Source organism: Staphylococcus schleiferi (genome assembly GCF_025558325.1).
Classification (GTDB): Bacteria; Bacillota; Bacilli; order Staphylococcales; family Staphylococcaceae; genus Staphylococcus; species Staphylococcus schleiferi.
On the sequence record NZ_CP094712.1, the window covers coordinates 829,472 to 855,280 of the forward strand.

At 34.9% G+C, this 25,809-nt stretch carries 25 protein-coding genes, 2 tRNA genes and 1 pseudogene; 23 read left to right on the plus strand and 5 right to left on the minus strand.

The window, feature by feature from the left end; translation table 11 throughout:
- Positions 1–49 precede the first annotated feature (49 nt).
- From MUA40_RS03720 to cls, 3 genes are all read right to left on the minus strand, one after another.
- Complete coding sequence (locus MUA40_RS03720) at positions 50–1,369, minus strand: ISL3 family transposase (RefSeq protein WP_016425360.1); 1,320 nt, start codon at positions 1,367–1,369, stop codon at positions 50–52.
- 184 nt (positions 1,370–1,553) lie between these two features.
- Positions 1,554–2,201: an HD domain-containing protein gene (locus tag MUA40_RS03725; protein ID WP_016426472.1), complete on the minus strand. Its 648-nt coding sequence runs from the start codon at positions 2,199–2,201 to the stop codon at positions 1,554–1,556.
- Between the two features lie 20 nt (positions 2,202–2,221).
- Entirely contained in the window at positions 2,222–3,712 is a 1,491-nt protein-coding gene (gene cls, locus MUA40_RS03730) for a cardiolipin synthase (RefSeq protein ID WP_016426473.1), read from the minus strand.
- Positions 3,713–3,851: 139 nt separating this feature from the next.
- Between cls and csoR the strand changes: the two genes are divergently transcribed.
- From csoR to MUA40_RS03755, 5 genes are all read left to right on the plus strand, one after another.
- Positions 3,852–4,139 carry a copper-sensing transcriptional repressor CsoR gene (gene csoR / locus MUA40_RS03735; RefSeq protein WP_016426474.1) on the plus strand — a complete coding sequence of 96 codons (288 nt, stop codon included), beginning with the start codon at positions 3,852–3,854 and terminating at the stop codon, positions 4,137–4,139.
- A 21-nt stretch (positions 4,140–4,160) separates the two neighbouring features.
- Positions 4,161–4,394 (plus strand): putative copper chaperone CsoZ, encoded by a 234-nt coding sequence (gene csoZ, locus MUA40_RS03740; protein ID WP_016426475.1) that lies wholly within the window; start codon positions 4,161–4,163, stop codon positions 4,392–4,394.
- Entirely contained in the window at positions 4,387–4,593 is a 207-nt protein-coding gene (locus tag MUA40_RS03745; protein WP_016426476.1) for a cation transporter, read from the plus strand. Before csoZ ends, MUA40_RS03745 begins: the two co-directional genes overlap by 8 nt.
- Before the next feature lie 105 nt (positions 4,594–4,698).
- Positions 4,699–6,885, plus strand: coding sequence for a heavy metal translocating P-type ATPase (locus MUA40_RS03750; RefSeq protein WP_167733225.1), 2,187 nt, complete (start codon positions 4,699–4,701; stop codon positions 6,883–6,885).
- 88 nt (positions 6,886–6,973) lie between these two features.
- Positions 6,974–7,123 carry an Lmo0850 family protein gene (locus MUA40_RS03755; protein ID WP_164905407.1) on the plus strand — a complete coding sequence of 50 codons (150 nt, stop codon included), beginning with the start codon at positions 6,974–6,976 and terminating at the stop codon, positions 7,121–7,123.
- 69 nt (positions 7,124–7,192) lie between these two features.
- Here the strand turns inward: MUA40_RS03755 and MUA40_RS03760 are convergent, their stop codons facing one another.
- Positions 7,193–8,410: an FtsW/RodA/SpoVE family cell cycle protein gene (locus MUA40_RS03760; protein WP_016426478.1), complete on the minus strand. Its 1,218-nt coding sequence runs from the start codon at positions 8,408–8,410 to the stop codon at positions 7,193–7,195.
- 154 nt (positions 8,411–8,564) lie between these two features.
- On the opposite strand from MUA40_RS03760, the gene MUA40_RS03765 reads away from it, so the two are divergent.
- The 14 genes from MUA40_RS03765 to sigB all read left to right on the plus strand — a co-directional run bounded on the left by MUA40_RS03765 (position 8,565) and on the right by sigB (position 20,315).
- Entirely contained in the window at positions 8,565–9,635 is a 1,071-nt protein-coding gene (locus MUA40_RS03765; protein ID WP_016426479.1) for a D-alanine--D-alanine ligase, read from the plus strand.
- A gap of 12 nt (positions 9,636–9,647) precedes the next feature.
- Entirely contained in the window at positions 9,648–11,009 is a 1,362-nt protein-coding gene (locus MUA40_RS03770) for a UDP-N-acetylmuramoyl-tripeptide--D-alanyl-D-alanine ligase (protein WP_126496612.1), read from the plus strand.
- A gap of 196 nt (positions 11,010–11,205) precedes the next feature.
- Entirely contained in the window at positions 11,206–12,693 is a 1,488-nt protein-coding gene (cshA, locus tag MUA40_RS03775; RefSeq protein ID WP_016426481.1) for a degradosome RNA helicase CshA, read from the plus strand.
- Between the two features lie 331 nt (positions 12,694–13,024).
- Positions 13,025–13,453 (plus strand): PH domain-containing protein, encoded by a 429-nt coding sequence (locus MUA40_RS03780; RefSeq protein WP_167512901.1) that lies wholly within the window; start codon positions 13,025–13,027, stop codon positions 13,451–13,453.
- Positions 13,446–14,960, plus strand: coding sequence for a PH domain-containing protein (locus MUA40_RS03785; protein ID WP_155976489.1), 1,515 nt, complete (start codon positions 13,446–13,448; stop codon positions 14,958–14,960). Before MUA40_RS03780 ends, MUA40_RS03785 begins: the two co-directional genes overlap by 8 nt.
- Entirely contained in the window at positions 14,944–15,465 is a 522-nt protein-coding gene (locus MUA40_RS03790; protein ID WP_126496614.1) for a PH domain-containing protein, read from the plus strand. The genes MUA40_RS03785 and MUA40_RS03790 overlap by 17 nt, the downstream gene beginning before the upstream one ends.
- Positions 15,462–15,818, plus strand: a complete 357-nt coding sequence (acpS, locus tag MUA40_RS03795; protein ID WP_016426485.1) for a holo-ACP synthase — start codon at positions 15,462–15,464, stop codon at positions 15,816–15,818. Before MUA40_RS03790 ends, acpS begins: the two co-directional genes overlap by 4 nt.
- Positions 15,819–15,862: 44 nt before the next feature.
- Entirely contained in the window at positions 15,863–17,011 is a 1,149-nt protein-coding gene (gene alr / locus MUA40_RS03800) for an alanine racemase (protein ID WP_262569915.1), read from the plus strand.
- Between the two features lie 85 nt (positions 17,012–17,096).
- Positions 17,097–17,267, plus strand: coding sequence for a type II toxin-antitoxin system antitoxin MazE (gene mazE / locus MUA40_RS03805; protein ID WP_016426487.1), 171 nt, complete (start codon positions 17,097–17,099; stop codon positions 17,265–17,267).
- A complete protein-coding gene (locus MUA40_RS03810; RefSeq protein ID WP_016426488.1) occupies positions 17,268–17,621 on the plus strand; it encodes a type II toxin-antitoxin system PemK/MazF family toxin in 354 nt (117 codons plus the stop codon).
- 58 nt (positions 17,622–17,679) lie between these two features.
- A complete protein-coding gene (locus tag MUA40_RS03815) occupies positions 17,680–18,684 on the plus strand; it encodes a SpoIIE family protein phosphatase (protein WP_262569916.1) in 1,005 nt (334 codons plus the stop codon).
- 78 nt (positions 18,685–18,762) lie between these two features.
- Positions 18,763–19,089, plus strand: coding sequence for an anti-sigma factor antagonist (locus MUA40_RS03820; RefSeq protein WP_016426490.1), 327 nt, complete (start codon positions 18,763–18,765; stop codon positions 19,087–19,089).
- 1 nt (position 19,090) lies between these two features.
- Positions 19,091–19,570: an anti-sigma B factor RsbW gene (gene rsbW, locus MUA40_RS03825; RefSeq protein WP_167732819.1), complete on the plus strand. Its 480-nt coding sequence runs from the start codon at positions 19,091–19,093 to the stop codon at positions 19,568–19,570.
- Positions 19,545–20,315: an RNA polymerase sigma factor SigB gene (gene sigB / locus MUA40_RS03830; protein WP_016426492.1), complete on the plus strand. Its 771-nt coding sequence runs from the start codon at positions 19,545–19,547 to the stop codon at positions 20,313–20,315. The genes rsbW and sigB overlap by 26 nt, the downstream gene beginning before the upstream one ends.
- Before the next feature lie 586 nt (positions 20,316–20,901).
- On the opposite strand, the gene MUA40_RS03835 is transcribed toward sigB, so the two are convergent.
- Positions 20,902–22,101 (minus strand): IS110 family RNA-guided transposase, encoded by a 1,200-nt coding sequence (locus MUA40_RS03835; RefSeq protein WP_281182775.1) that lies wholly within the window; start codon positions 22,099–22,101, stop codon positions 20,902–20,904.
- 419 nt (positions 22,102–22,520) lie between these two features.
- Here MUA40_RS03835 and MUA40_RS03840 point away from each other — a divergent pair, with 419 nt between their 5' ends.
- From MUA40_RS03840 to MUA40_RS03855, 4 genes and pseudogenes are all read left to right on the plus strand, one after another.
- Positions 22,521–24,671 (plus strand): Tex family protein, encoded by a 2,151-nt coding sequence (locus MUA40_RS03840; protein ID WP_262569917.1) that lies wholly within the window; start codon positions 22,521–22,523, stop codon positions 24,669–24,671.
- Positions 24,664–25,119 (plus strand): annotated as a pseudogene (locus MUA40_RS03845) (SprT family protein). Before MUA40_RS03840 ends, MUA40_RS03845 begins: the two are co-directional and overlap by 8 nt.
- A gap of 446 nt (positions 25,120–25,565) precedes the next feature.
- Positions 25,566–25,648: transfer RNA gene (locus MUA40_RS03850), tRNA-Leu, on the plus strand.
- Between the two features lie 21 nt (positions 25,649–25,669).
- Positions 25,670–25,743, plus strand: a tRNA-Gly gene (locus MUA40_RS03855).
- Positions 25,744–25,809 lie beyond the last annotated feature (66 nt).

The following is a 25,809-nucleotide window of genomic DNA, read 5'->3' on the forward strand; positions in this document are numbered from 1 at the left end:
CAAGTGATTTAGGTTCTTTGTCAACGTCGGTTGGCGAGACGATAACGCATTAAGCAACGTTATTTTGTTGTTTAATGCGTTTTTTATATTCACTTACAAATACCTTGGAAATGATTAAGATTCGATTCCTAAAATTCCAGAAATTTCTATAACCATAAGAAACCCGTTTAATCAGTTTTATTTTATTATTAATGCCCTCAATTGGCCCATTCGTTAAATGTGGATAACGCATCGTATTTGAGATATAGGGCAAATATTTGATGAATGTTTGAATGACGCGCTTGAGTCCTTGTGAAATATCTTTTGTTTTTGAATCCTGTAAGATGAAGCGTAATTGCTGGATATCGTTTACTTTCAGAGCACTTAAAAGACGATGCCCCGTTTCATATGTCTCTTTGAGCCTCTCATCAAGCTCCAATAAATACTGAACTAAACTGTATTGACTCTGCCAAGACTTAAAAAGTCCGTATGACTGATATATCATTCGATCTAAATCTAAGGGCGCTTTTAATAGTAACTTCCAATAACGCTTTAATTTATTATATTGAGGTCTATCTTTTGTCCTAAAACCATTCATAACTTGAACTCGGCATCGATTGATTTCACGATTGATAGCCTGCACGATATGAAAGCGATCCATAATTATCTCCGCATGAGGAAATAAGTCTTGAATGAGTGCGATATAAGGTGGAAACATATCTATAGAGATGGTTTTCACTCTTTCACGTTGCTTTCTAGAGAACTTTAAAAAATAGGCTTCTAATTTATGTTTGCGACGATCAGGTAAAATATCGATGATATCATGGGTTACACTATCACAGTAAATAAAGCTCATCGCACCTTCGACATCTTTCGTTGATTTGAATTCGTCAAAAGCTAAGTGCTCCGGTAAAACATGATGTGCCTGCGTCTTCACCGAATCACTTACCTCTTTTAAATGGCGATGGACAGTTGAAGGTGATACACATAGACTTTCAGCGACATCCTTTTCAGAGATGACTTTAGATAGTTTCCGGGTCATCATGCGTTTGACCTCATTTGAGATGGTACATCGGGGTTGAATATAGGGTGTTTGAGCTGTAAAGGTTTGTTGACAAGCTTTACAGTAAAAGCGCTGTTTCTTCAATTTTAAATAGGCAGGTCTTTCAAAAATTAATCCCATATAAACTTTCGTTTTACGAAAGCCATGTTTAATAATTAAATGGGCATCATTTTTAATTCCACAACACGCACAAGCACTGGGATGATATGTCAATTGGCCTTCGTATAATAATGCCTTTACGTTTTTATGTACATCTAATCCTAGATTTTGAGTGATTTTTAAATTTTTGACTTTAATTCCAAGCATTTCTGATATATCATTACACATAGGCACAATATCTCCTTAATCGTTGGTTTGGTCACTTACAATTATAGAGATATTTGTGCTTTTTTAATATCAAAAATTAAAATAACGGTCAGTGAATATTTCACCAACCGTTAAAAATATACAACCGTGATTTATTGTTGATGAGTAATTTTACATCTTGGTGATATGTTGAATGATGAGAGGATTATTTTTCAATCTGCCATTCAGCAAAGAAATGTTGTAAATATAATTCTAAAAAAGCATGCCGTTCTTCTGCTATCTTCTTGGCAGGAAGCGTGTTCATTAAATCTTTAAGCTTTAATAATTTTTTATAAAAATGCTTAACTGCAGAAGGGGGCAAATTATCGATATCTTCTAAAGTACGCATTTGTTCTAAAGAAAGTTCTCCTGTCCACATCGGTTCTCCAAAATGTCCGGCATATTGGAATGTGCGTGCAATACCTATAGCGCCAATCGCATCTAAACGATCCGCATCTTGAACAATTTGTGCTTCGATTGTTTTTAATCTACCCGATAGTTTAGATTTTCTAAAGCTGATATAATCAATAATATATAAAATTTCTTGTTGTTTTTCTAATTCGATATTTTGTTCGTTAAGAAATTGCTTAAGCTCAATATAAGCGGCATCACGATCTACCAATTTATCATCCACTGTATCATGAAGTAATGCAGCTATTTCTATAATATCGTGCTGAGATTCTGGATAATAATCAGCCAATTTTAAAGCCATTTGTCTTACACGCAATACGTGTGCAATGTCATGACCAGTGGTATCATGTGCATGTTTTGATTTCATAAATTTTATTGTTGCATTGCGTGTTTCTTCCATCATTGTTTGATGTTCCTTTCTTTTTAGAGAATAGGGGCAAGTAATTGGCTGATAGACTCTTTAAATTTAATCCATAGGCTTCTTTGAGCGTAGCGTTCTTTTGTTAATTCTGAACATACTTTAAGATCATCTTCAAAACTTTGGCGAACTTCTTTTGCAAAGTTTTCGTTATATACGAAAGCATTGACTTCGAAATTCAAAGTGAAGCTGCGGTTATCCATATTTGTAGTCCCGACACTTGTAATTTCATCATCAATTGTGAGTGTTTTCGCGTGTAAAAAGCCATTATCGTACAAGTAAACGCGTGCCCCCGCTTCAATCAAGCTTGCCACATTTTTAAATGTTGCCCAGTAAACAAATGGATGATCGGGTTTACTTGGAATCATAATATTGACATTGACGCCACCCAGTGCGGCAATTTTCAATGCATCCATAAAAGCTTCATCTGGAACGAAATAAGGGGTTTGAATATAAATATCTTTTTTGGCCATAGATATCATTTTAAGATAACCATATTTAACTTGTTCCCATAATTCATCGGGCCCACTCGAGGCGATTTGAATACCGATATTACCATTTTTAGGTAAAGGATGCGCAGGAAAGTATTTTTCGTTATAGACCATATTGTCACGGTTTGCTTGAGAGTTCCAATCTAAAATAAATCGTAATTGCAGGGCATGGACCGCTTCACCTTTAATGCGAAGATGTGTGTCACGCCAATAACCAAATTTTTTGGATAATCCAAGGTATTCGTTTCCTACATTAAAACCACCTAAATAACCAATCAAGCCGTCAATGACTACAATTTTTCGGTGATTGCGATTATTCATACGTAAATTAATTAAAGGTAACTTAGAAGGGAAGAATGACTCAACATGGCCACCTTTTTCTTTAAATCGTTTAAAATCCCGTAAGGTAAGGCCCCTTGACCCCATGTCATCATATAACATTTTAACTTCGACGCCTTGTTCTAATTTTTCCTCTAATAAGGCCATAATACTTTTACCGAGTGTGTCGTGTCGGAAGATGTAATATTGAATATGTATGTAAGATTGTGCCTGACGTATATCTTCTTTTAAACGTTCGAATTTTTGATGGCCGTCTGTTAACAATTCAATTTCATTATTTTTTGTATAAAAGGCGGCGTTATTATAGAGGAGCATTTGTATCATGCGACTGTAATTTTGTATATGAGGGTTATGTGGCTCAAATTTGTTATTTTTAATGGCCTTTAATTGTTGATTTACGATGTATTCAAGGCCGATTCGATCCCTTTGTTCTAACTTAAAGATAGATTCGCGTTGAATTTGTCTACCGAATAACAAATATATGACGAATCCTATCAATGGAAACAAGCCGAGTACAAATATCCATGCCCATATGGACCCTGCACTTCTTCTTTCCATAAAGATAATAGTAAAGATAAAGGTTAAATTTAATAAAAATGCCCCTACCAACAGATAATTGATAATCACATTATCATTAAAAAAGAATGTATAGAAAATCTCAGGCATAACTTCTATCTCCTTTTATATGAAGTTTTAATCATTGTAACATAGAATATAATGTGCGATACAGAAATATTGACATATACCTCTATAGGGTATATCATACATGATGTAAGAGAAGTTAAACAGATTTGAGGGATGTGAAATGACAGAACAAGCACACCATTCAGATGAAATTAAACGTAACTTAAAATCACGTTTGAACCGCATCGAAGGCCAGGTCAAAGCAATAAATCGTATGATTGATGAAGATGTCTATTGTGATGATGTTCTTACACAAATTAGAGCAACGCGTTCAGCTTTAAATAGCGTTGCCACACGGCTCCTTGATCATCATATGAAAAGTTGTATTATGAATAAAATTGATTCGGGTCATCAAAGTGAAGCGATGGAAGAGTTACTTGTTACGTTTCAAAAATTAATGAAAGACTAAGAACGATCATGGGGTGAAAATATGGAAACAGGTCATGTTCATGTTTCTAACTTAACAACGCTTGAGGAAAAAGAGAAACTGACACAACGATTACTGGATATGATTGGGGTTGAAGCGGTTAATATCGATCTTGATGCGCAACTTATTATACTAACTTATCAAACACCAGCTAATCTTAACACTTTAGAGAAAGAAATTTATGATGCAGGTTTTCCTGTTATCCAATCACATAAAGGAGTGTATGAAAATGAGTAAACATGTTATTCAAGTTGAAGGGATGAGTTGTGCCCATTGTAAAGCAGCAGTTGAAGGTGCAGTAAAAGAAAATCCAGATGTTGTCCATGTAGAAGCGTTTCCAGCTGATAATAAAGTAGAAGTGGATGTCAAAAAAGATGATGCACTCGCTGATATTAAGCAACGTATTTATGATCAAGGCTATGACGTTGTTTCGTAAAAGTTAAGGGAAAATATTTAGGGGGTTATTTTTCATAAAAAAACGAAAAATGGCCCCTCATTTTAAATGGAGAATATACCCTGTATAGGTATAGGAGATGAAAATATGGCACAAGAAACTTTTAAAATTTCAGGCATGACCTGTGCGGCTTGTTCTTCAAGGATTGAACGTGTGCTAGATCGGGAGGAAGGTATCGATCAAGTAAGCGTCAATCTAGTTATGGAGAAAGGGACAGTTACATTTGATCCTAATCAAATTTCAATAGAAGAAATCTATGAACGTGTCGCGAAAATTGGTTATCAAGCATTTCCAATGGAGACTAAAAAAGAAGCAGATCAACGTAAACATGATGAACTTAAACGTCAGAAATATAAATTTATTGTCTCGCTCGTTCTGGCTTTACCGTTACTTTATACGATGTTTGCGCATTTTTCATTTTTAAGCTTTATTCCAGTGCCGGATTTATTACTTAATCCTTGGTTTCAATTGATACTTGCGACACCGATTCAATTTGTTTTAGGTTGGCAATTTTATGTAGGTGCTTATAAATCATTAACAAATAAAAGTGCAAATATGGATGTTCTTGTAGCGATGGGAACTTCAGCAGCTTATTTTTATAGTATTTATTTGATGTTCACAACGCCACACCATCATGGACATAGCCATACACCACTTTATTTTGAAACAAGTGCGATTTTAATTACATTAATTTTATTAGGTAAATATTTTGAAAAAAGAGCAAAAGGACATGCCAGTGATGCGATTAGTAAGCTCGCAGCTTTACAAGTTAGAGATGCAGAAGTTGAACGCCATGGTGAAACTGAAATGTTACCTATTGAAGATATTAGAGTAGGGGATATTGTCCGTGTGAGAACAGGACAACAGATTCCACTTGATGGCGAAATTATTGAAGGTGAAACAACGATTAATGAATCGATGTTAACGGGTGAGAGTATCCCAGTTGAAAAAACTGTAGGGGATCAAGTGATTGGTAGTACAATCAACCAAACGAACTTCATTAAGTTAAAAGTGACACATGTGGGTGAAGATTTGATTTTAAATCAAATTATTAAAGTTGTTGAAGATGCTCAAAATGATAAACCGCAAATTCAAAGATTAGCGGATAAAATTTCTAATATTTTTGTGCCATCAGTCATCGCAATTGCGCTCGTCACATTTTTAATTTGGTATTTAGTGATTACACCATTTCAACTTACTGAATCTCTTGAAATCTTTATTGCTGTAATCGTCATTGCTTGTCCGTGTGCTTTAGGTTTAGCCACACCAACTTCTATTATGGTCGGTTCAGGTCGAGCAGCAGAAGCGGGTATTTTATTTAAAACAGCGGAATCATTAGAACAAACGAAACATGTTGATACAATTGTATTTGATAAAACCGGAACGCTAACACATGGTGAACCAGAAGTCGTTCATGTGATAGATTATATGGAAGATGAATCATTAGGTGCATACATTAAAAGTATGGAAGCACAATCAGAACATCCGCTTTCTAAAGCGTTAGTCCAACATTTTAAAGATGCACAAACTTTGGATGTGCAACAGTATCAAACACATGCAGGAAATGGTATTTCTGGTGTGATACAAAATCAACACATTCGTATTGGTTCAGTTCGTTTTATATCAGAAAACGTTCAGTTGATGGAATCTGAATATACACAAGTGCGTGACCTTGAGCAACAAGGGTCTACAGTTGTGGGTATGACAATTGACAATCAACTTGCAATGTTGATGGCGTTGCGAGATGAACCGAAAGAAGACGCACAAACAGTATTAAATCAATTAAGTGAAAATCATGAGCTCATTATGTTGAGTGGTGATAGCGAACAAACTGCACGTGCTATTGGTCATGAGCTTGGCATTGATCGTATCATTTCAGAAGTCAAACCCGATGAAAAATCCAAAGTCATTCGTGACCTTCAAAGCGAGGGGAAACGTGTTATGATGGTGGGCGATGGCATTAATGATGCACCTGCACTCATGACAAGTGATATCGGTGTTGCTATGGGTTCAGGTTCAGATATTGCACTTGAATCAGCAGATATAGCGTTAGTTAAAAATAAATTAGCTTCTATTGCAGAAGCATTAAAATTGAGTCACCTTACAATAAAAAATATTAAACAAAACCTCTTTTTTGCATTTTGTTATAACTTAATCGGCATTCCAATTGCAGCTGCAGGCTTCTTAGCGCCGTGGGTTGCAGGCGCAGCAATGGCATTTAGTTCTGTTTCTGTTGTTATTAATGCACTTCGGTTAAAAAATATAAAAAAATAATTTTTGTAAATTTAAACTTTGGTGTAGTAATATGTCGAAATTTGGGGTAATATAAGGGTAGTAGATAAGCTAAGTATGGGGTGATTTCATGGCAAAAAAGAATGACAAGCTTCAAAATGTAGTTCAAATGTTGTCTTCAATCGGTGTCAAAGTTAAGAAAACCAAATCCCGATTTGATATTATGCGTACGCTACCTAATCCCAAACCTGCAACTGAAAATATTAATCGTATTAAATAAGAAAACACTTAGATGTACAAGCTCGATGACATCTAAGTGTTTTTTCTATATGTGTTTATGAATTGTGAATCAATTGTGGGAAGGGCTCGCAGTTTTCGTCGTATTGAGATTTTCATCATATTTTTTAGGCGTATGATAATGAATACTTAAAATTACACCTATCCCTGTCATCAAACTCCACAACGAACTTCCTCCATAACTTATAAAGGGTAACGGAATACCTGTAATAGGTAATAATTGAATCGTCATACCTATGTTTTGAACGATATGGAATAATAATAAACTTGCATAACCAACGATAAAAGACTTATTAAATAAATCATCAGCATTCGTCGCCATGCGTAGTAAATGAATCAACAATAGTAAAAAGATACCTAAAAGAACGACAGCCCCGATAAAGCCAAATTCCTCACCAATTACTGAAAAAATAAAGTCTGTATGATTTTCTGGAATGTAGACTTCTCCGTTATTCAAACCTTTTCCTATTAATTGACCTGATCCAATGGCTTTTAAAGATTCCGTTAAGTGAAATCCATCCCCCGAACTGTAGGAATACGGATCCAACCATGAATTTATACGGCCTAATTGATATGTTTTAATACCAGCCACATTTTCAATTAAACTTGGCTTATAAATAATGGATAAAATTAAGGCGAATCCAATTATAATGACTGTACCAAATAGAGGTGCTAAAATTTTCCAAGTCACACCGCTTACAATCACAATACCAGCGATAATCGCAAGTATCACGAGTGTTGTTCCTAAATCGTTTTGTAACAGAATAAGGGCCATTGGAATGATACTCACAAAAGCAATCTTAAATAATAACATTAAGTCCGTTTCGAAAGATTTATTGAAAGTGAAGCGATTGTGTTGGGCAACAACTTTTGAGATGGCTAAAATCAGTACGATTTTCATGAATTCTGAAGGTTGAATGCTAATAGGGCCGAAGCGATACCAACTTTTAGCACCGTTAATCACAGGTGTTATTGCAGATTCAGGTAAAATGATTAATCCTAATAATAGAACAATAAATATAAAGTAAATGATATAAGTATATTTTCGTATTTTTTTAGGTGAAAATAACATAATTATAAAAGCAATGATTGCACCAAGTATGTAATAAAAAATTTGCCTTAAACCAAAATCTAAGCTATATTGGCCGCCCCCCATTGCTGAATGAATCGTCATAATACTAATTACAAAAAGGACAGTAATAAGCGTAATTAACTGCCAGTCTAACCGTCGCAAAAATGACTTTTGCGTTTGTTGTCGAGAAGATACCATGTCAATCTCCTTTACACATTATTTCTTTTGTTTTCATTATATACCGATTTTACATAAGTTGTAATCAAATTGCTAATAATGCCGAAAAATAAATGCAATACAAATGTTTGTCATGGTAAGATGTAGATTAGACGAAATATATGGAGGCGGGTTTATGTCAAAGGAAGCTTTATGTATCATTTATGGTGGTAAAAGTGCTGAACATGATGTGTCTATTTTAACAGCGCAAAACGTATTAAATGCGATAGATAAAGAACGTTACCACATTGATATTATTTATATTACTAATGAAGGTAAATGGAAGAAAACAGAAAACATTACCGAAGAAATTACAAGTACGGATGAATTAAAAATGGCGAATAACGTAGAAGGAGATATTTCTACGATGTTAACAGATAGCAGCCAAGGTGGCCGTTATGACGCTGTATTTCCACTCTTACATGGGCCTAATGGTGAAGATGGTACGATTCAGGGATTATTTGAAGTGTTAGATCTTCCTTATGTAGGCAATGGTGTATTGGCTGCATCTAGCTCAATGGATAAACTCGTTATGAAACAATTATTTGCACATCGCGGTTTACCACAACTCCCATATGTAAGTTTTTTACGAAGTGAATACGAAAAGTACCGTAAAAACATTCTTAAGTTAGTCCACGATAAATTAGAGTTCCCTGTATTTGTTAAACCAGCAAATTTAGGTTCAAGTGTCGGAATTAGTAAATGTGAAGATGAAGCAGCTTTAATTCAAGGGATAGAGGAAGCATTTCAATTTGACCGTAAACTAGTAATCGAACAAGGTGTGAATGCGCGTGAGATTGAAGTGGCTGTGCTTGGAAATGACTATCCAGAGACAACTTGGCCAGGTGAAGTCGTGAAAGATGTTGCATTTTATGATTACAAGTCAAAATATAAAGATGGAAAAGTGAAGTTAGCGATCCCTGCAGAGCTAGACCAAGAAGTACAAATGACTTTACGCAATATGGCGGTGGAAGCTTTTAAAGCGACCGACTGTTCTGGATTATTACGCGCTGATTTCTTTGTTACAGAAGATAATCAAATATTTATTAATGAAACGAATGCGATGCCAGGTTTTACAGCTTATAGTATGTATCCAAAACTGTGGGAAAACATGGGCGTTTCTTATTCGGAATTAATTACTAAGTTAATAGATTTAGCAAAAGAGCGATATGCAGATAAACAAAAAAATAAACATCGCATTGACTAGGAGTTTTGGACAATGATTAATATCACGTTAAAACAAATTGCTGAATGGATAGATTGTAAAATTGATTCACAATATTTAGATGTAGAGATTAAAGGCGTCACTATTGATTCTAGAAAGATTGAAAAAGGTCAGCTCTTTATTCCTTTCAAAGGTGAAAATGTGGATGGTCACCAATATGCTGAGCAAGCATTGCGCGACGGGGCTGGGGCAACTTTCTTTGAAGCGCAAAGTTCAGTTGAATTCCCACAAGCGGGTCCGGTGATTGTAGTTTCGGATACGCTAGTGGCGTTACAACAATTAGCAAAAGCTTATCTTCAATATGTATCTCCAACTGTTATTGCTGTTACTGGTTCTAACGGTAAAACGACAACGAAAGATATGATTGAAAATGTCTTAGCCGGACATTACCGTGTACAAAAGACACAGGGCAATTACAATAATGAAATCGGTATGCCGTTAACAATTTTAAATCTAAATAAAGATACAGAAATTTCGATTTTAGAAATGGGAATGTCTGGTTTTCACGAAATTGAATTGTTATCTACAATTGCACAACCGGATTTTGCGATTATAACGAACATTGGTGAGTCACATCTGCAAGATTTGGGTTCACGTGAAGGCATCGCAAAAGCTAAGTTTGAAATCGTTAAAGGTTTAAAACCAGGAGGCTACTTCATATATGATGGGGACGAGCCTTTATTGCAACCTCATGTTGACACTTTAGAATCAGCTAAAGTCATCAGCATTGGGCGAAATGCTTCCAATGATGTACAATGTGAAATTGTTTCGCATCATGATGAAGGAATTGTATTTAAATTAAATGACAATGAACAATACTCAATCCCAGTGTTAGGCGAACACAATATGCGAAATGCAGCCATTGCGATTACGGTTGCACGTGCTTTAAATATTCAACACGATGAAATCCAACAACAACTCAATCAATTACAGTTGACTGACATGCGTATGCAAAAATTTAAAGCTAAAAATGGTGCATTGATTATCAATGATGCGTATAATGCAAGCCCTACAAGTATGAAAGCTGCCATTGAAACATTGACACTTTTAGAAGGTAATAAAATATTAATTTTAGGTGATGTTTTAGAGCTAGGGGCACAATCTAAAATCATGCACGCAAGTGTCGGTCAATATTTGGACGGTAAAGGGATTAATGGTCTGTATACGTTTGGTGAGGCGGCAATGGAAATTCATGAAAAAGGAAAACATCATGTGGACGAAGCGATTCATTTTGATACAAAAGAGAAGATGATTCGTTATTTGACTTCTATTGTAGATCAAGGTGACGTTGTTCTTGTTAAAGCATCAAGAGGCATGCGTCTAGAAGAAGTGGTCGAGGCGCTTGTAAAGGCGTAACCTAAAAAGTTTAATATCAGTCTCATTTTAGTTGTTAGCAATATCATTTAAATCCTTAGAAAATGTATAAGAATTTAAATGATATTGATTTTTCGTTTATTGCGGTATTGTGGCTAAGATGGTAATATGTAGAAGTTAGATTAAACTTATTTGACAAAAATATATGAGAATTATGATTCAAAAAAGGAGAATTACTTTGCAAAATTTTACAAATTTAGGTGTTTCAGAACGTACAGCTGAAACCCTCGAGGCAATGGGTTTTACAGAGCCGACACCCATCCAAAAAGATAGTATCCCATATGCACTCGAAAACATCGATATATTAGGACAAGCGCAAACTGGAACAGGAAAAACAGGTGCGTTTGGTATTCCACTTATTGAAAAAGTAATTGGAAAAGAAGGTGTGCGTGCTTTAATCTTAGCACCGACACGTGAATTAGCGATGCAAGTGGCTGAACAATTGAGAGAATTTAGTCGTGGGCAAAAAGTTCAAGTTGTCACTGTTTTTGGCGGTATGCCAATTGATCGTCAAATTAAATCTTTAAAACGTGGACCACAAATCGTTGTAGGTACACCAGGGCGTGTGATTGATCACCTTAATCGTCGTACTTTAAAAACGCAATCTATCGAAACATTAATTTTGGATGAAGCGGATGAAATGATGAATATGGGCTTCATCGACGATATGCGTTATATTATGGATAAATTACCATCTGAAAACCGTCAGACAATGTTGTTCTCAGCAACAATGCCAAAGGCAATACAAGAATTGGTTCAAAAATTCATGAAGTCACCAAGAATTATTAAAACGATGAACAATGAAATTTCTGATCCACAAATTGATGAGTATTATACAATTGTGAAAGAATTAGAGAAATTTGATACGTTTACGAACTTCTTAGACGTTCATCAACCTGAATTAGCTATTGTATTTGGACGTACAAAACGTCGTGTAGATGAGTTAACAAGTGCATTATTATCTAAAGGTTATAAAGCAGAAGGTTTACACGGTGATATTACACAGGCGAAACGTCTTGAAGTTTTGAAAAAATTTAAAAATGATCAAATCGATATTTTAGTAGCTACAGATGTGGCGGCGAGAGGACTTGATATTTCAGGTGTAAGCCACGTTTATAACTTTGATATCCCTCAAGATACTGAAAGCTATACACACCGTATTGGTCGTACAGGACGTGCAGGTAAACATGGTATCGCTGTTACTTTTGTTAACCCAATTGAAATGGATTATATCCGTCAAATCGAGCAAACGAATCGTCGTCAAATGCGCGCATTAAGACCGCCACATCGTAAAGAAGTTTTAAAAGCTCGTGAAGATGAAATTAAGAGTAAGGTTCAAAATTGGATGGAAGCTGATAAAGAACCACGTGTAGAAAATATTGCGAAACAATTATTAGAAACTTACGATCAAACAGAACTTGTCACAGCATTATTACAAGAACTTGTTGAATCAAATGATGAAGTTGAAGTACAACTTACATTTGAAAAACCTTTAGCACGTAAAAATCGTTCACCAAAAGGAAATCGTAAAGTAGGCAATAATAAGCGTCACTCTAAATCAAACCGCAATTTTAAACAAAATAATAACAACAAAAAAGGTAACTTTAAACATAAAAGAGAAACGAAAGTGAAGAAGGGCCGCACTTTTGCAGATCATCAAAAATAGGCAACTTTATTATAAACAATCCGTACAATATGACTATTAGTTAAAGTACGTCATTGTGTTGTGATGATGACCATTAATTTTAAAGAGGTTAGACAATCAGGTATACAGAAGCGTTGAAGCAGACACTGATGAGTGGTGTCTATAACGCATCTGTTAGGCATTGTTTGGCCTCTTTTAATCATGTTCAAAAAGTAAAATGCACTTGAAAAGGCATTGGAATGCATTCAGCCTACATAAAGATTTGTGATATAATGATGCTAAATTTATTGAGGAGTGTTAAATCATTATGGAATTTGAATTTCTTCACCCCCCAAAGGTGGCATTGACATATATGAAAATATTAAGTGTCATACAATGTTGCGTCGTAATCGTCTTGATTGGCGTTGCGAGTTGGCTATGGTTATATTATGACTTATGGATGAATATGATATACCTCTTTGCCGTAGTAGCAGTCATGGCGCTTATCTATTTTATAGTAAAGCCGTTTATTTATTATCGCTATTATACATATCGCTTAACAGCGCATCATATTGAAATTCAAAAACGATGGTGGTTTAGAAAATATGAAGTCATTCAAATAGAGCGGATTCAAAGTATTTCGCGTGAAAATGGACCGTTACAAAGGCATTATCAATTGCAACAGTTGCATTGTACTACCGCGGGTCATAGTATCCAACTTCCTCTCGTTCTCGGTGAAGATGCGAAACGTATTGAAGTCTATTGTGTCAACCGACTTAAAGGTGGTGATGCAGATGTATAGTCCGCAAAAATTGCATCCGATTTCATATATATTGTCATTGATTACGGCAATTAAAGATAATTTTATATTGATTGTTGTCTTTCTTATATTTCAATTAGATTCATTTGATTTTACAGATTTAAAAAACTATGTGTGGCCTGGAATTCTTACAATTTTGTTTGTATTGAGTTTTTTAAGACGTTCTGTTGAAATTTTTCGTACTCGTTATTGGATAGAGAATGAATATTTTGTACTTACAAGCGGTCTTTTTAATTTAGAACGTAAAGAATTGAATATTAAGCGTATACAATCTGTTGATATCACTCAAAATATTGTCCATCAACTTGTAGGGGGCGTAAAACTTACGATTAAAACACCTAGCGATGGCATAACCTTAGACATGGTCACAAAGCAACAAAGCGTTTGGATTCAACAAGAAATAGAAAAAACGAAGCGCGAAATTGAAAAAACTGAAACAGTTGAAACAGTGAATGAACATATTCAACTTGAGGATACGACTGCTAACAATGCCCAACATGAAGATATACACGTTTATCAATTATCATTGAAAAATTTATTATTCATGAGTATGACGAGTGGGGCGCTTTTTGTCGCATTACTTACGATATTACCAATACTGTCAGCGCTCTCCGATGTGATTCCTTGGGATAAAATCTTTTCTCAAGTCAACGGTTTTGTATCGCATATTACAATTGCCACGTTTATCGTTATTTTTGCGATTTTATTCATTGCCTATATTGCCGGTGTGTTGATGAATATGATTCGATTTTATCAATTCACCCTTATTCGCAATGGCGATTTCTTAAAAGTTAAATATGGTTTGTTTAATGTAAAAACTATGACCCTTCCAATTTCAAGAATTCAAGCGATTGAAGAAGAAAAGTCATTTATTAGACACATGCTTGGTTATACGGAATATGCATTTATTATTACAAGTGACATGGATTCGGATACAGAAGACGATACGATCACTGGTCGCATCACGGTGTTACCATTTATCAAACAAAAAGAAGCACAAACGTTAATTTCATCATTAGTTCCGGATATGGCTTTTCATCAAGTTGAAAAAGGGATGCCGTGGCGTGGGTTTCATAGACGTTTTTGGATAATTTCGCTCATTCTTATAGCTATCGTATGGGCGCTTAATGATTATTTATGGACATGGATTTGGATACCGACTGTCATTATCATTGCTTATTTCGTATTACACAGTTGGATTGCGACACTTTATTCTGGCGCATACTTCAGTAAAGATGAGGCGTCGGTATGTAAAGTAACAGGATTTGGATTTAAAACGACTTACTTTAAAAAAGACAAAGTTTTAGGTTATCAAGAAAGTGCACATCCTTTTATGCGACGAGCAAGCCTGACACATTTTCGATTTATTTTAGCAAGTGGCTCAATCAATAAAAAAGTTGGATTAAATTTTGAAGATAAAGATAAAGCGAAGGCTTATAATCAATGGTATTTAGGAGGTGCAACAGCGTATCATGGAAAAAATGAGTAAGCAGGGTCCTAAAGCAATGCGAGTTGTAGCAGTGATAGTTGCTACAATCATCTTGATGGTACTCATTGCGAGTCTTGTGGCAGCTTTTTATTTAGAGTGGAATAAATGGATGCTTGTTTTAAGTGGTTTGATTGCTGTAATATGGCTGTTGTACCTTATTATATATGTATGGTTAAATCCTATTTATCAATATCGAATATTTGGATATCACTATACAAAAGATCTAATTACAGTGAGAGAAGGGTTTATATTTATCAGGCAAGATACGATTCCTCTCTTTAGAATTCAAAATGTGGATTTAAATGAAGGATGGATTATGAGGAAATTCCATCTCGCAACATTAACGCTTTCTACTGCAGGCGGAAATCACCAAGTATCTTATATTGATAAGCAAGTCGCATTAAAAATAATGAAATTTATAAAACAGGAAAGTCAAAATGACCTTGATCTTCCTCAGAATGCGACGTCGAATCAGATGAATGATGGAGATGAAGAGATTTCATGATATTTGGAATAGGAATAGATTTAGTTGAAATGTCACGGATGCGTAAAATACTAAGTCGCCAAAGCCGTTTTCCAGATAGAGTTTTAACCTCTGGGGAGCGAGAAACTTTCAACAATATCCAATCAGAAAGAAGGCGGCTTGAGTTTTTAGCTGGACGTTTTGCTGTAAAAGAAGCTTTTAGCAAAGCATTAGGCACAGGTATAGGGGAAAGCGTGTCATTTCAGGATGTTCATTGTGAAAATGATGAAATGGGGAAACCTACGATACAATATGAAGGGTTTAAAGTCCATGTATCCATTACGCACACAGAACAGTATGCCGTGAGTCAAGTGATTTTAGAAAAAGATGAATAGGAACATAGCGGAATGCGCTTTAATAATTGAGGAAGGTGACTTGAATGTCAGAAAAGTATTATCGTACCACCACATTGAAAATAGATTTAGATGCAATTACAGAAAATTATTATGCATTAACAAAACTGCAACCGAATAAAACATTGATGCCTGTTGTTAAAGCAAATGCTTATGGTTTAGGCAGTATACAAATTGCTCAGCATCTTAGTCAATTAGGGGCAGAGTTCTTTTGTGTAGCAACGTTAGATGAGGCGATAGAGCTACGAATGCATGGTATTAAAGAGAAGATTTTAATTTTATCAAGCATACCACCTGATGCAATTAACAAAGCGATTCAACATCGTGTTGCGGTAGCCGTTCCTTCAAAATCATGGTTAGAAGCGGCAATTTCATATATCGATAGTGATACAGATAAATCTTTATGGATGCACATTAAATTGGATACTGGAATGAATCGATTAGGGATTAAAGATATAGAAACGTATCATGAAGTGAAAGCAATGATAGAAGCACATGATTTATTGGTGTTTGAAGGAGCTTTTTCGCATTTTCATTCGGCAGATGAGGATGATGATTCCGCGCAACAACAATATACACGTTTTGAAGAAATGATTGAAAGCACTGACCATCCACCGTATATTCATATACAAAACTCTGCTGGTGCATTACGTTTTGATCCTGCATTATGTAATGCCTTTAGAGCTGGTATCGCTTTGTACGGTTATTATCCTTCAACTTTCATAGAAGAAAAGGCAACAGCTAAGCTGAAGCCTTCAGCAAAGTTAGTGTCACAAGTGATGCAAGTTAAACATGTCCGTAAAGGTGAAGGTATCGGCTATGGTCATACATTTAAGGCCCCAGAAGATATGCATGTTGCTTTACTTCCTATTGGGTATGCAGATGGTTATTTACGTTCAATGCAACATGCAAATGTGCGTTTAGGTGCTTTCCAATGTGAAGTGGTTGGACGTGTAAGCATGGATCAGACAGCAATTCGTGTGCCCGGACATACACAGCTCGGTGATGAAGTGATTTTAATTGATAACCAGGCACACATATCACAATCTGTTGAAGCTTTAGCAGCACAACAGCAAACAATTAATTATGAAGTCCTTTGTAATTTAGGCAGACGTATCGCGCGTCAATATGTGACAAAAGAAATGACCGAAATCTCGAACGAATTATTAAAATAGTATGGTACTTCCGACTGATTTTTGATATTATAATCAGTAATCAGAGAATTTTTTAATGTGTTGTATTGATATGGAGGTCCTATTTATGTCAGCATTCAATCAAACAAGATTTAAAAATTTAGAACAATCTTTAAAAGAAGGCTATGTTCAAATGGCAGATTTGAATCTCTCCCTAGCAACTGAAGCATATTCAGTTGAATGTGAAGCCTGTGATTGTAATGAATCACACTTGTTATCAGATTATAAGGATGACTAAATGAAGCGCGGGGACGTTTACTTAGCAGATTTATCACCAGTACAGGGCTCTGAACAGGGGGGAGTAAGGCCCGTAGTTATTATTCAGAATGACACTGGAAATAAATACAGTCCAACTGTTATTGTCGCAGCAATTACTGGTCGGATTAATAAAGCTAAAATACCAACGCATGTAGAAATAGAAAAAAATAAATATAAGCTCGACAAAGATTCTGTCATCTTATTAGAACAAATTCGAACGGTCGATAAGAAGAGACTTAAAGAGAAATTAACATTTTTATCTGAAGAAAAGATGAAAGAAGTTAATTACGCACTTGGTATTAGTTTAGGACTGAACATGAATCATCATAAATAGGCTTTAGGACAACTCTCCTAAAGCCTTTTAGCTTTTATAAAGTGAAGGGGGACGTCTAATGTCGGAAGAAAGCAAATTGCGCTATTTCGAACTCGTGCGTCAATTTTTAAAGCACGAAAATAGAGAAAAAGTATTGAAACAAGCGCAATCATTTTCGAAGGATTTACGAGACGATGCATTAGTACCTGAAGATTTTGTGTGTATACATAAACAGTTTTTTAAAAACAATTCATTAAGTCAATCAGAGATGATTGAGAGCTTAGACGTTTTAAAGACAGTCGTTGAAAGCTTCGGCTATAATTATCAAGATTATAAAAATTTAGTTAACAAAGTTGAAGTTCATGACAAAGAGTTAGATGTAGCTTCAAGATTACAACAAACGATGTTAAAAACAAACATCCCTCAATTTGATAGCATTCAAATTGGTGTCATTTCAGTTGCAGCACAACATGTGAGCGGCGACTATTTTAACTTGATTGATCATAAAGATGGTACGATGAGTTTTGCTGTTGCTGATGTCATAGGTAAAGGCATCCCGGCAGCATTGGCAATGAGTATGATTAAATTTGGTATGGATTCTTATGGCCACTCTCAATTGCCTAATGATGGTTTGAAGCGCTTAAATCGTGTAGTTGAAAAAAATATTAATCAGAACATGTTTGTCACAATGTTTTATGGTTTATACGAAGATTTAAACCATGTGCTTTACTGTAGCTCTGCTGGACATGAGCCGGGGTATATTTTTAGAGCAAAAACCAATGAATTTGAAGAAATTACAGTACGGGGCCGCGTTTTAGGTGTAAGCCCTCACGTTCGTTATCAACAGCAAGAGATAGTGATTGAAATTGATGATATGATTATTATTTTCACAGACGGTGTGACTGAAATACGCAAAGAGGATGGACATTTCATCAATACACAAAATATCCTTGATTTTATCCTTGAATATAAATCATTGCATCCACAAGATATTGTGCAACTTTTATACGAAGAGCTTTTAAGAGTACAAAAGTCTGGTAAACGTGATGATCTTACAATACTTATTATTAAGCGCGTACATTAAATAAGATAGTAAGATTACAATTGATTAGAAATGGGTAAGAAAGTTAAGTAGAGAATAAACGTAGGAGTGTAATCAATAATGAACCTTAATATAGAAACGCAAGAACACAAGACGCATTATGATATTTCAGTAGCTGGTGAACTTGACGTTGCAACTGTGTCAGAGTTAGAAAAAGTGTTGGTGCCCATTCGACAAGCAGGGACACACGATATTTATGTAAACTTAGAAAATTTGACCTACATGGATTCAACTGGACTAGGTTTATTTGTCGGGACTTTAAAAGCTTTAAATCAACATGAAAAAGAATTATATATTTTAGGTGTGAATGATAGGATTAAACGATTATTTGAAATTACAGGTCTTGATGATTTAATGCATGTCAACGAAGGAACGGAGGTCGAATAAAATGACACATGCAAATGATTTCATTGAAATGAGACTTCCTGCTTCAGCTGAATATGTGAGTTTAATTCGTTTAACACTTTCTGGAGTTTTTACACGTGCAGGTGCGACTTATGATGATATTGAAGACGCAAAGATTGCTGTAAGTGAAGCTGTGACGAATGCAGTGAAACATGCATACAAAGGCAAAGAAGAAAAAGGCTACATCAATGTTGGTTTTGAACTTGAATCAGATCGTATTAAAATCATTGTTTCTGATCAAGGTGATAGCTTTAACTACCAAGAGACTAAACAAAATCTAGGCCCTTACCAAGAAAATGAAAATATTGACTTTTTAAGAGAAGGTGGCTTAGGTTTATTCTTAATCGAATCGTTGATGGATGAAGTGACAGTTGATAAAGAAACTGGTGTTACGATTAGTATGATTAAGTATATTAGAAAAGAGCAGGTGCGAAATAATGGCGAAAGAGTCGAAATCAGCTAACGCTGTTTCACCTGAACAAATCAACCAATGGATTCAAGCACATCAAGAGCATCATGACGAAGAGGCGCAAGAAAAGCTCGTTAAACACTACGAAAAGTTAATTGAATCCTTAGCCTATAAATACTCAAAAGGCCAATCGCATCATGAAGATTTAGTGCAAGTGGGTATGGTTGGACTTATAGGCGCGATTAATCGATTTGATTTATCTTTTGATAGAAAATTCGAAGCTTTCTTGGTTCCGACTGTTATAGGTGAAATTAAGCGATATTTACGTGATAAAACATGGAGTGTCCATGTCCCACGTAGAATAAAAGAAATAGGACCGAGGATTAAAAAGGTCAGCGATGAATTAACGAACGAATTAGAACGATCACCTTCAATCAGTGAAATCGCTGATAGACTTGAAGTTTCAGAAGAGGACGTTCTTGAAGCGATGGAAATGGGTCAGAGTTATAATGCACTGAGTGTGGATCATTCCATCGAAGCGGATAAAGACGGTTCAACGGTTACATTATTAGATATTATGGGACAACAAGATGAAAATTTCGACTTAACTGAAAAACGTATGATACTTGAACGGATTTTACCTATTTTATCTGATCGTGAGCGAGAAATTATCCAGTGTACTTTTATAGATGGATTGAGTCAAAAAGAAACTGGAGAGCGTATCGGTTTAAGCCAAATGCATGTATCACGTTTACAAAGAACCGCTATAAAAAAATTGCAAGAAGCAGCAAAAAAATAAATCTGATAGATTAACATTTTTTAACTATAAAAGTAAATGATGACGTGTAAAAACGAAGTCATATCGTAAAAAGGAAGAGCCTGAGACAAAATTGTCTCAATAATCGATGAAATCCGAGGTTTTCGTAAAAAACGAAAAATCTCGGATTTTTTCCTTTTATCATCAGTTTAGCCGCACTAGATGCGACTAATTTCCTTAGGCACCTCGTTAATTTAGTTTTTGTTGTGATGAATTAAATTATACGAAAGTGCCTTATTTTTTTAAGTATAATGGTGAATGATTACATATATAAGCGAAGTATTTATAGCGAGACTCCTGAGGGAACAGGACGAGCCGAAGACTACAGGCTGAGGCTGTCCCCTCGGAAAGCGAGCCTATATAATACGAAGCATGACAATAAAAAGGAAGCTCGAAGACGATTTTTATCAAAATCATCTTCGAGCTATTTATTTTGGTATTTATGTCCCAGGCTCTATTTCCTACGATTAGTCAAGTCTTTATGTTTAAAATAAGCATTACTAAATTAGCCCGTTCAATTTAATTTTTTTGAATAAGGTGTTATGATGTATATGATTATATGGTTACATTAGTGTGGTGCTTTTTGATAATCATATAATTGATTGTTAGTAATAAGATAATGAATGGTTTTTAACAAACGATTCACACTAGCTATGACTGCAGTCTTATGAGGTTTCTCATTTGGCTGCTTTCTTAATTTGTAGTAATAGTCTGCAACATGATTTTTATAACGATTTCGTCCTCTAATGATATTCATGATGATTAGAAACAATAAACGTCTAGCTTTCTTATTACCTCTTTTATTAATTGTATCTCTGCTCATAGAATTACCTGATTGATAACGTTTTATATCAATTCCGACATACGCATTGAGTTGTTTGTTTGTTTCAAAATGTGTTATATCTCCAAGCTCTCCAATCAGTAAAGCAGTGGTTAATTCTCCTAACCCAGGAATAGAAACTATATTTTCAAACGCATCAGTTGTCTTAGCTAATTTAATCATCTCTTTATCAAACAAATCTTTTTCATGCATAGATTTAAGTAATTTATCACATAGATGTCTTAATTTCTCTACGAGAAATGAAGATTGTTTAACTGTAGGGAAGCTATTTTGTGCTATTGAAATCAAATCATTCGTATACTTTTGAGCTTTTTTAATGGACATGCCTTTAGCTGTTGAATTAAGTATGGTATGAGTTAATTCGTCATGTGTTAATGCGAAAACACAATTGGGATGAGGAAATACTTTAGCTATATTTAAAGCAATCTTAGAGTACCTATTTTTAAATAACTTTTCTAAGCCTGGAAATGTTTGATGAAGCACTTCAACTAATTCTACCTTTAGTTTATTTTGATCATTTTCCATTTCTAAATGAAATCTTGCACGTTCTCTAAGCTCAAAATATATTTCTTCAGTATGACGTTGAATTTTAGCGTCCTTCATATTGAATGCCAAAAGCGCAAGTTTATGTGCATCAGCTTGATCGGTTTTCCATGATCTTAAAGAACTTGTTCTGAATTTAGCTTCTAACGGGTTCATCTCAATATAATTAATTTGATTTACGCGACAAAATCGAGTCATACCTCTTGAATAAATACCAGTAGATTCAAAAATGATTTGTAGGTGGTCTAAATCATTCAAATACTTTAATAAATAATTATAACCATTTTTATTATTTTGAATGGTAAATTCTCTTTGAAATTGATCGTTATGATAATGAGCTACGACACTACTTCTTTTACTAATATCAACACCTAAGTAATTGATAAATATAGCCTCCTTTAAAGAATTGAGAAGCTTTGAACTTTACTTAGCCTTTTTCATCTCATTTTCCTATACACGGTTTCAAGAACCCAACATACTTCAAACGAATTTCAAAAGGAGAGTAAAGCTGATCAGTTTAAATTGCGGATTCAAAGATCCAAGAGTCTACTCGATCTACTTCTCTCTACAACTATAAAAAATAGCTGTGAAGAAATCTATCGTCATAAATTTCTTCACAGCTAATCTTAGTATGTTTATTTTGGGATTGATATCCTAGCCTTTTTTACTTTTTTTAAAAATTAAAAATAGCGATTATTTTTTACAAGAAGCATCTATTTTGAGTGCTTTGGATTAAACTATCAACTTTTAAATGTGAATGTTACAATAATGAAGAATGAGAAACGAGAAAGTGGGGATTTAACTTGACCAATCATTTTGTTCAAGACATACATAATAAATATCAATTTCCAATCAAACATATTAACGCTGTATTGCAGTTGTTAGAGGAGAAAAACACAGTACCTTTTATCGCGCGTTACCGAAAGGAAGTAACCGGTGGCCTAGATGAAGTTGAAATTAAACAAATAGCCGATGAATATCAATATATGGAAAATCTTCAAAAAAGAAAAGATGAAGTCATCCATAATATAGAGCAACAGGGCTTATTAACAGCTGAGCTAAAAAATGAAATCCAAAAGCAAACAAAATTGCAGCGTGTCGAAGATTTATATCGACCCTTCAAACAAAAGAAAAAGACACGTGCTACAGAAGCTAAAAGAAAAGGGTTAGAACCTTTAGCAGAGTGGCTATATCTACAACAACAAAATGCGAATATTGAGGAAAAAGCATCTGAATTTATCAATGATGAAGTATCTTCAGTTGAAGATGCATTGCAAGGTGCACAAGACATTATCGCTGAGAAAATAGCAGATCATCCGCAATATCGAAAACAAATTTTAAGTCAAACGCTAAAAACAGCGAATATTACTTCGCAGAAAAAGAAAAATGCGGAAGATGAAAAAGCGACATTTGAAATGTATTACGATTATCAAGAGCCACTACGCAAAGTCGCAAATCATCGTATATTAGCGATGAATCGTGGTGAATCAGAAAAAGTTTTACAAATTAAAATTGAAGCCAACCTTTTAGAGCTTACGCAAAATATTAAAAAGTTAGAACTTAAAGCGCAAAATGATTTAACAGCTTACGTTGAAAACGCAATTGATGACGCAATGAAACGTTTAATATTTCCTTCAATTGAAAGAGAAATTCGAGGCGATTTAACTGAGCGTGCCGAAACCCAAGCGATTCACTTATTTAGTGAAAATCTAAAAAGTCTGTTACTACAACCGCCATTAAAGAATAAACAAATTTTAGGGGTAGACCCAGCTTTTAGAACGGGTTGTAAATTAGCAGTGGTAAATCCTTATGGCACTTTCATAGAAAAATCGGTGATATATCCACACCCTCCAGTTTCGAAAATCAAAGAAGCTGAGCGCACATTTTTAGAAATAGTGAAAGCATTCCATATTGACTTGGTAGCAATAGGTAATGGTACAGCAAGTAGAGAAACAGAACAATTTGTTGCGAATATGATTCAAGAAAATCAACTTGACTTGAAATATATTATCGTCAATGAAGCGGGGGCTTCTGTTTACTCTGCATCAGACATTGCAAAAGCGGAATTTCCGGACTTTCAAGTAGAAGAAAGAAGTGCTGTGTCCATTGCGAGACGTGTTCAAGATCCTTTAAGTGAGCTTGTAAAAATTGATCCAAAATCTATTGGCGTTGGACAATATCAGCATGATGTAAATCAAAAAGCGTTAGGTGGCGCTTTAGATTTTGTGGTTGAAACGGCCGTAAACCAAGTCGGTGTTGATGTTAATACAGCGTCAAGTACGTTGTTACAGCACGTGTCAGGTTTATCTCGACAAATTGCTGAGAATATTGTTGCATATAGAGAAGAAAACGGTGCAATAACACATCATAAACAATTGAATAAAGTCAAACGTTTAGGTGCCAAAACATTTGAACAAAGTATCGGCTTTTTACGAATCGTCGAAGGCAAAGAACCACTTGATAATACAGCAATACATCCTGAAAGTTATCCTGCGACCTACCAGTTGTTAGAATTAGTCGGTTTAGAAATATCAGAAATTGGCAGTGCCAAAGCAATAGAAAAATTAAAGCAAGTTGGTATTGCAACGCAAGCCAATGCTTTAAATATTGGTGTTCCAACTTTAGAAGATATTATTAAGTCATTAATTGCGCCACATCGTGATCCAAGGGATGATTTTGAGACACCAGAACTCAAATCGGACGTTTTATCTATTGAAGACTTATCAAAAGGGATGAAACTGAATGGGACAGTTCGAAATGTTGTCGACTTTGGCGCTTTTGTAGATATTGGTGTGAAACAAGATGGGTTAGTTCATATTTCAAAATTAGCCAAAAAGTTTGTAAAACACCCAATGGACATCGTTAGTGTAGGAGATATTGTTGAAGTTTGGATAGAACAAATTGATCAACAAAAAGGAAAAGTTGCATTGACTATGATTAATCCTAATGAATAATCAAGAGCTACAAAAATTAACAGAAAGTATTGCAATGAATGATTTTAATCAGCCATTTCAACATCGAGTGTTCTTTAATAAACGACTCAGAACAACGGGTGGCAGATATATGTTAGAGTCGCATCATATTGAAATTAATCCGAAGCAATATGAAACATATGGCAAGCAAGCCTTAATAGATATTATTAAACATGAATTATGCCATTATTTTTTGCACATTGAAGGAAAAGGCTATCAACATAAAGATTGAGATTTTAAATTATTAGCTGAAAAGGTCAAGGCACCTCGTTTTTGTCAACCAATAGAAAGCTATCAATCTAGAGTTAAGTATGAATATCAATGTCTTTCATGCCAGACCAAATTTCAACGGATAAGAAGTGTAAATATCGAAAAAATGCGATGTGGAAAATGTGGAGGTCGTTTAAAATTATTACGTCAACGCAGATAACGTATGAACAGAGAGACTAAAGGCAATTCATGTAATCTGTAGACTAAAAATTTCAGAGTCCTGTATTGTCATAGGATAAAGATTTATGCAGTTTGAGATTTAAATTACACAGGCATTCAATCATTTCAAACCATTGATTAACAGTACTTATGTTAATCATCACAATGATTGAATGCTATTTTTGTTTTTTATAAAAATTTTGTTGACAAAAATGGACCACCTTATTATAATGAAAAAGTCGTCAAAACAAGAAGTTCTTTAAATGTTTTAAGAGAAAAAAATTGTTTGACATGGAACGAGTTGTGTAGTATTCTAAAATACGTCGCTAATTTAATGTGTTAAAGTAAGATGACAAACATTAAATTAATGTTAAAAAAGTGTTGACACTTATAAAAGCGTATTATATAATGAATAACGTTCTGAAAAAACCTATCGTTTGATTCCAAGCGGTCGTGGCGGAATGGCAGACGCGCTAGGTTGAGGGCCTAGTGGGAGAAATCCCGTGGAGGTTCAAGTCCTCTCGGCCGCATCAACCAATTTAATTTAATAAGCGGGTGTAGTTTAATGGCAAAACCTCAGCCTTCCAAGCTGATGTTGTGGGTTCGATTCCCATCACCCGCTCCATTTAATCAAAATGAAATGAACATTGAAAACTGAATGACAATATGTCAACGTTAATTCCGATAATTT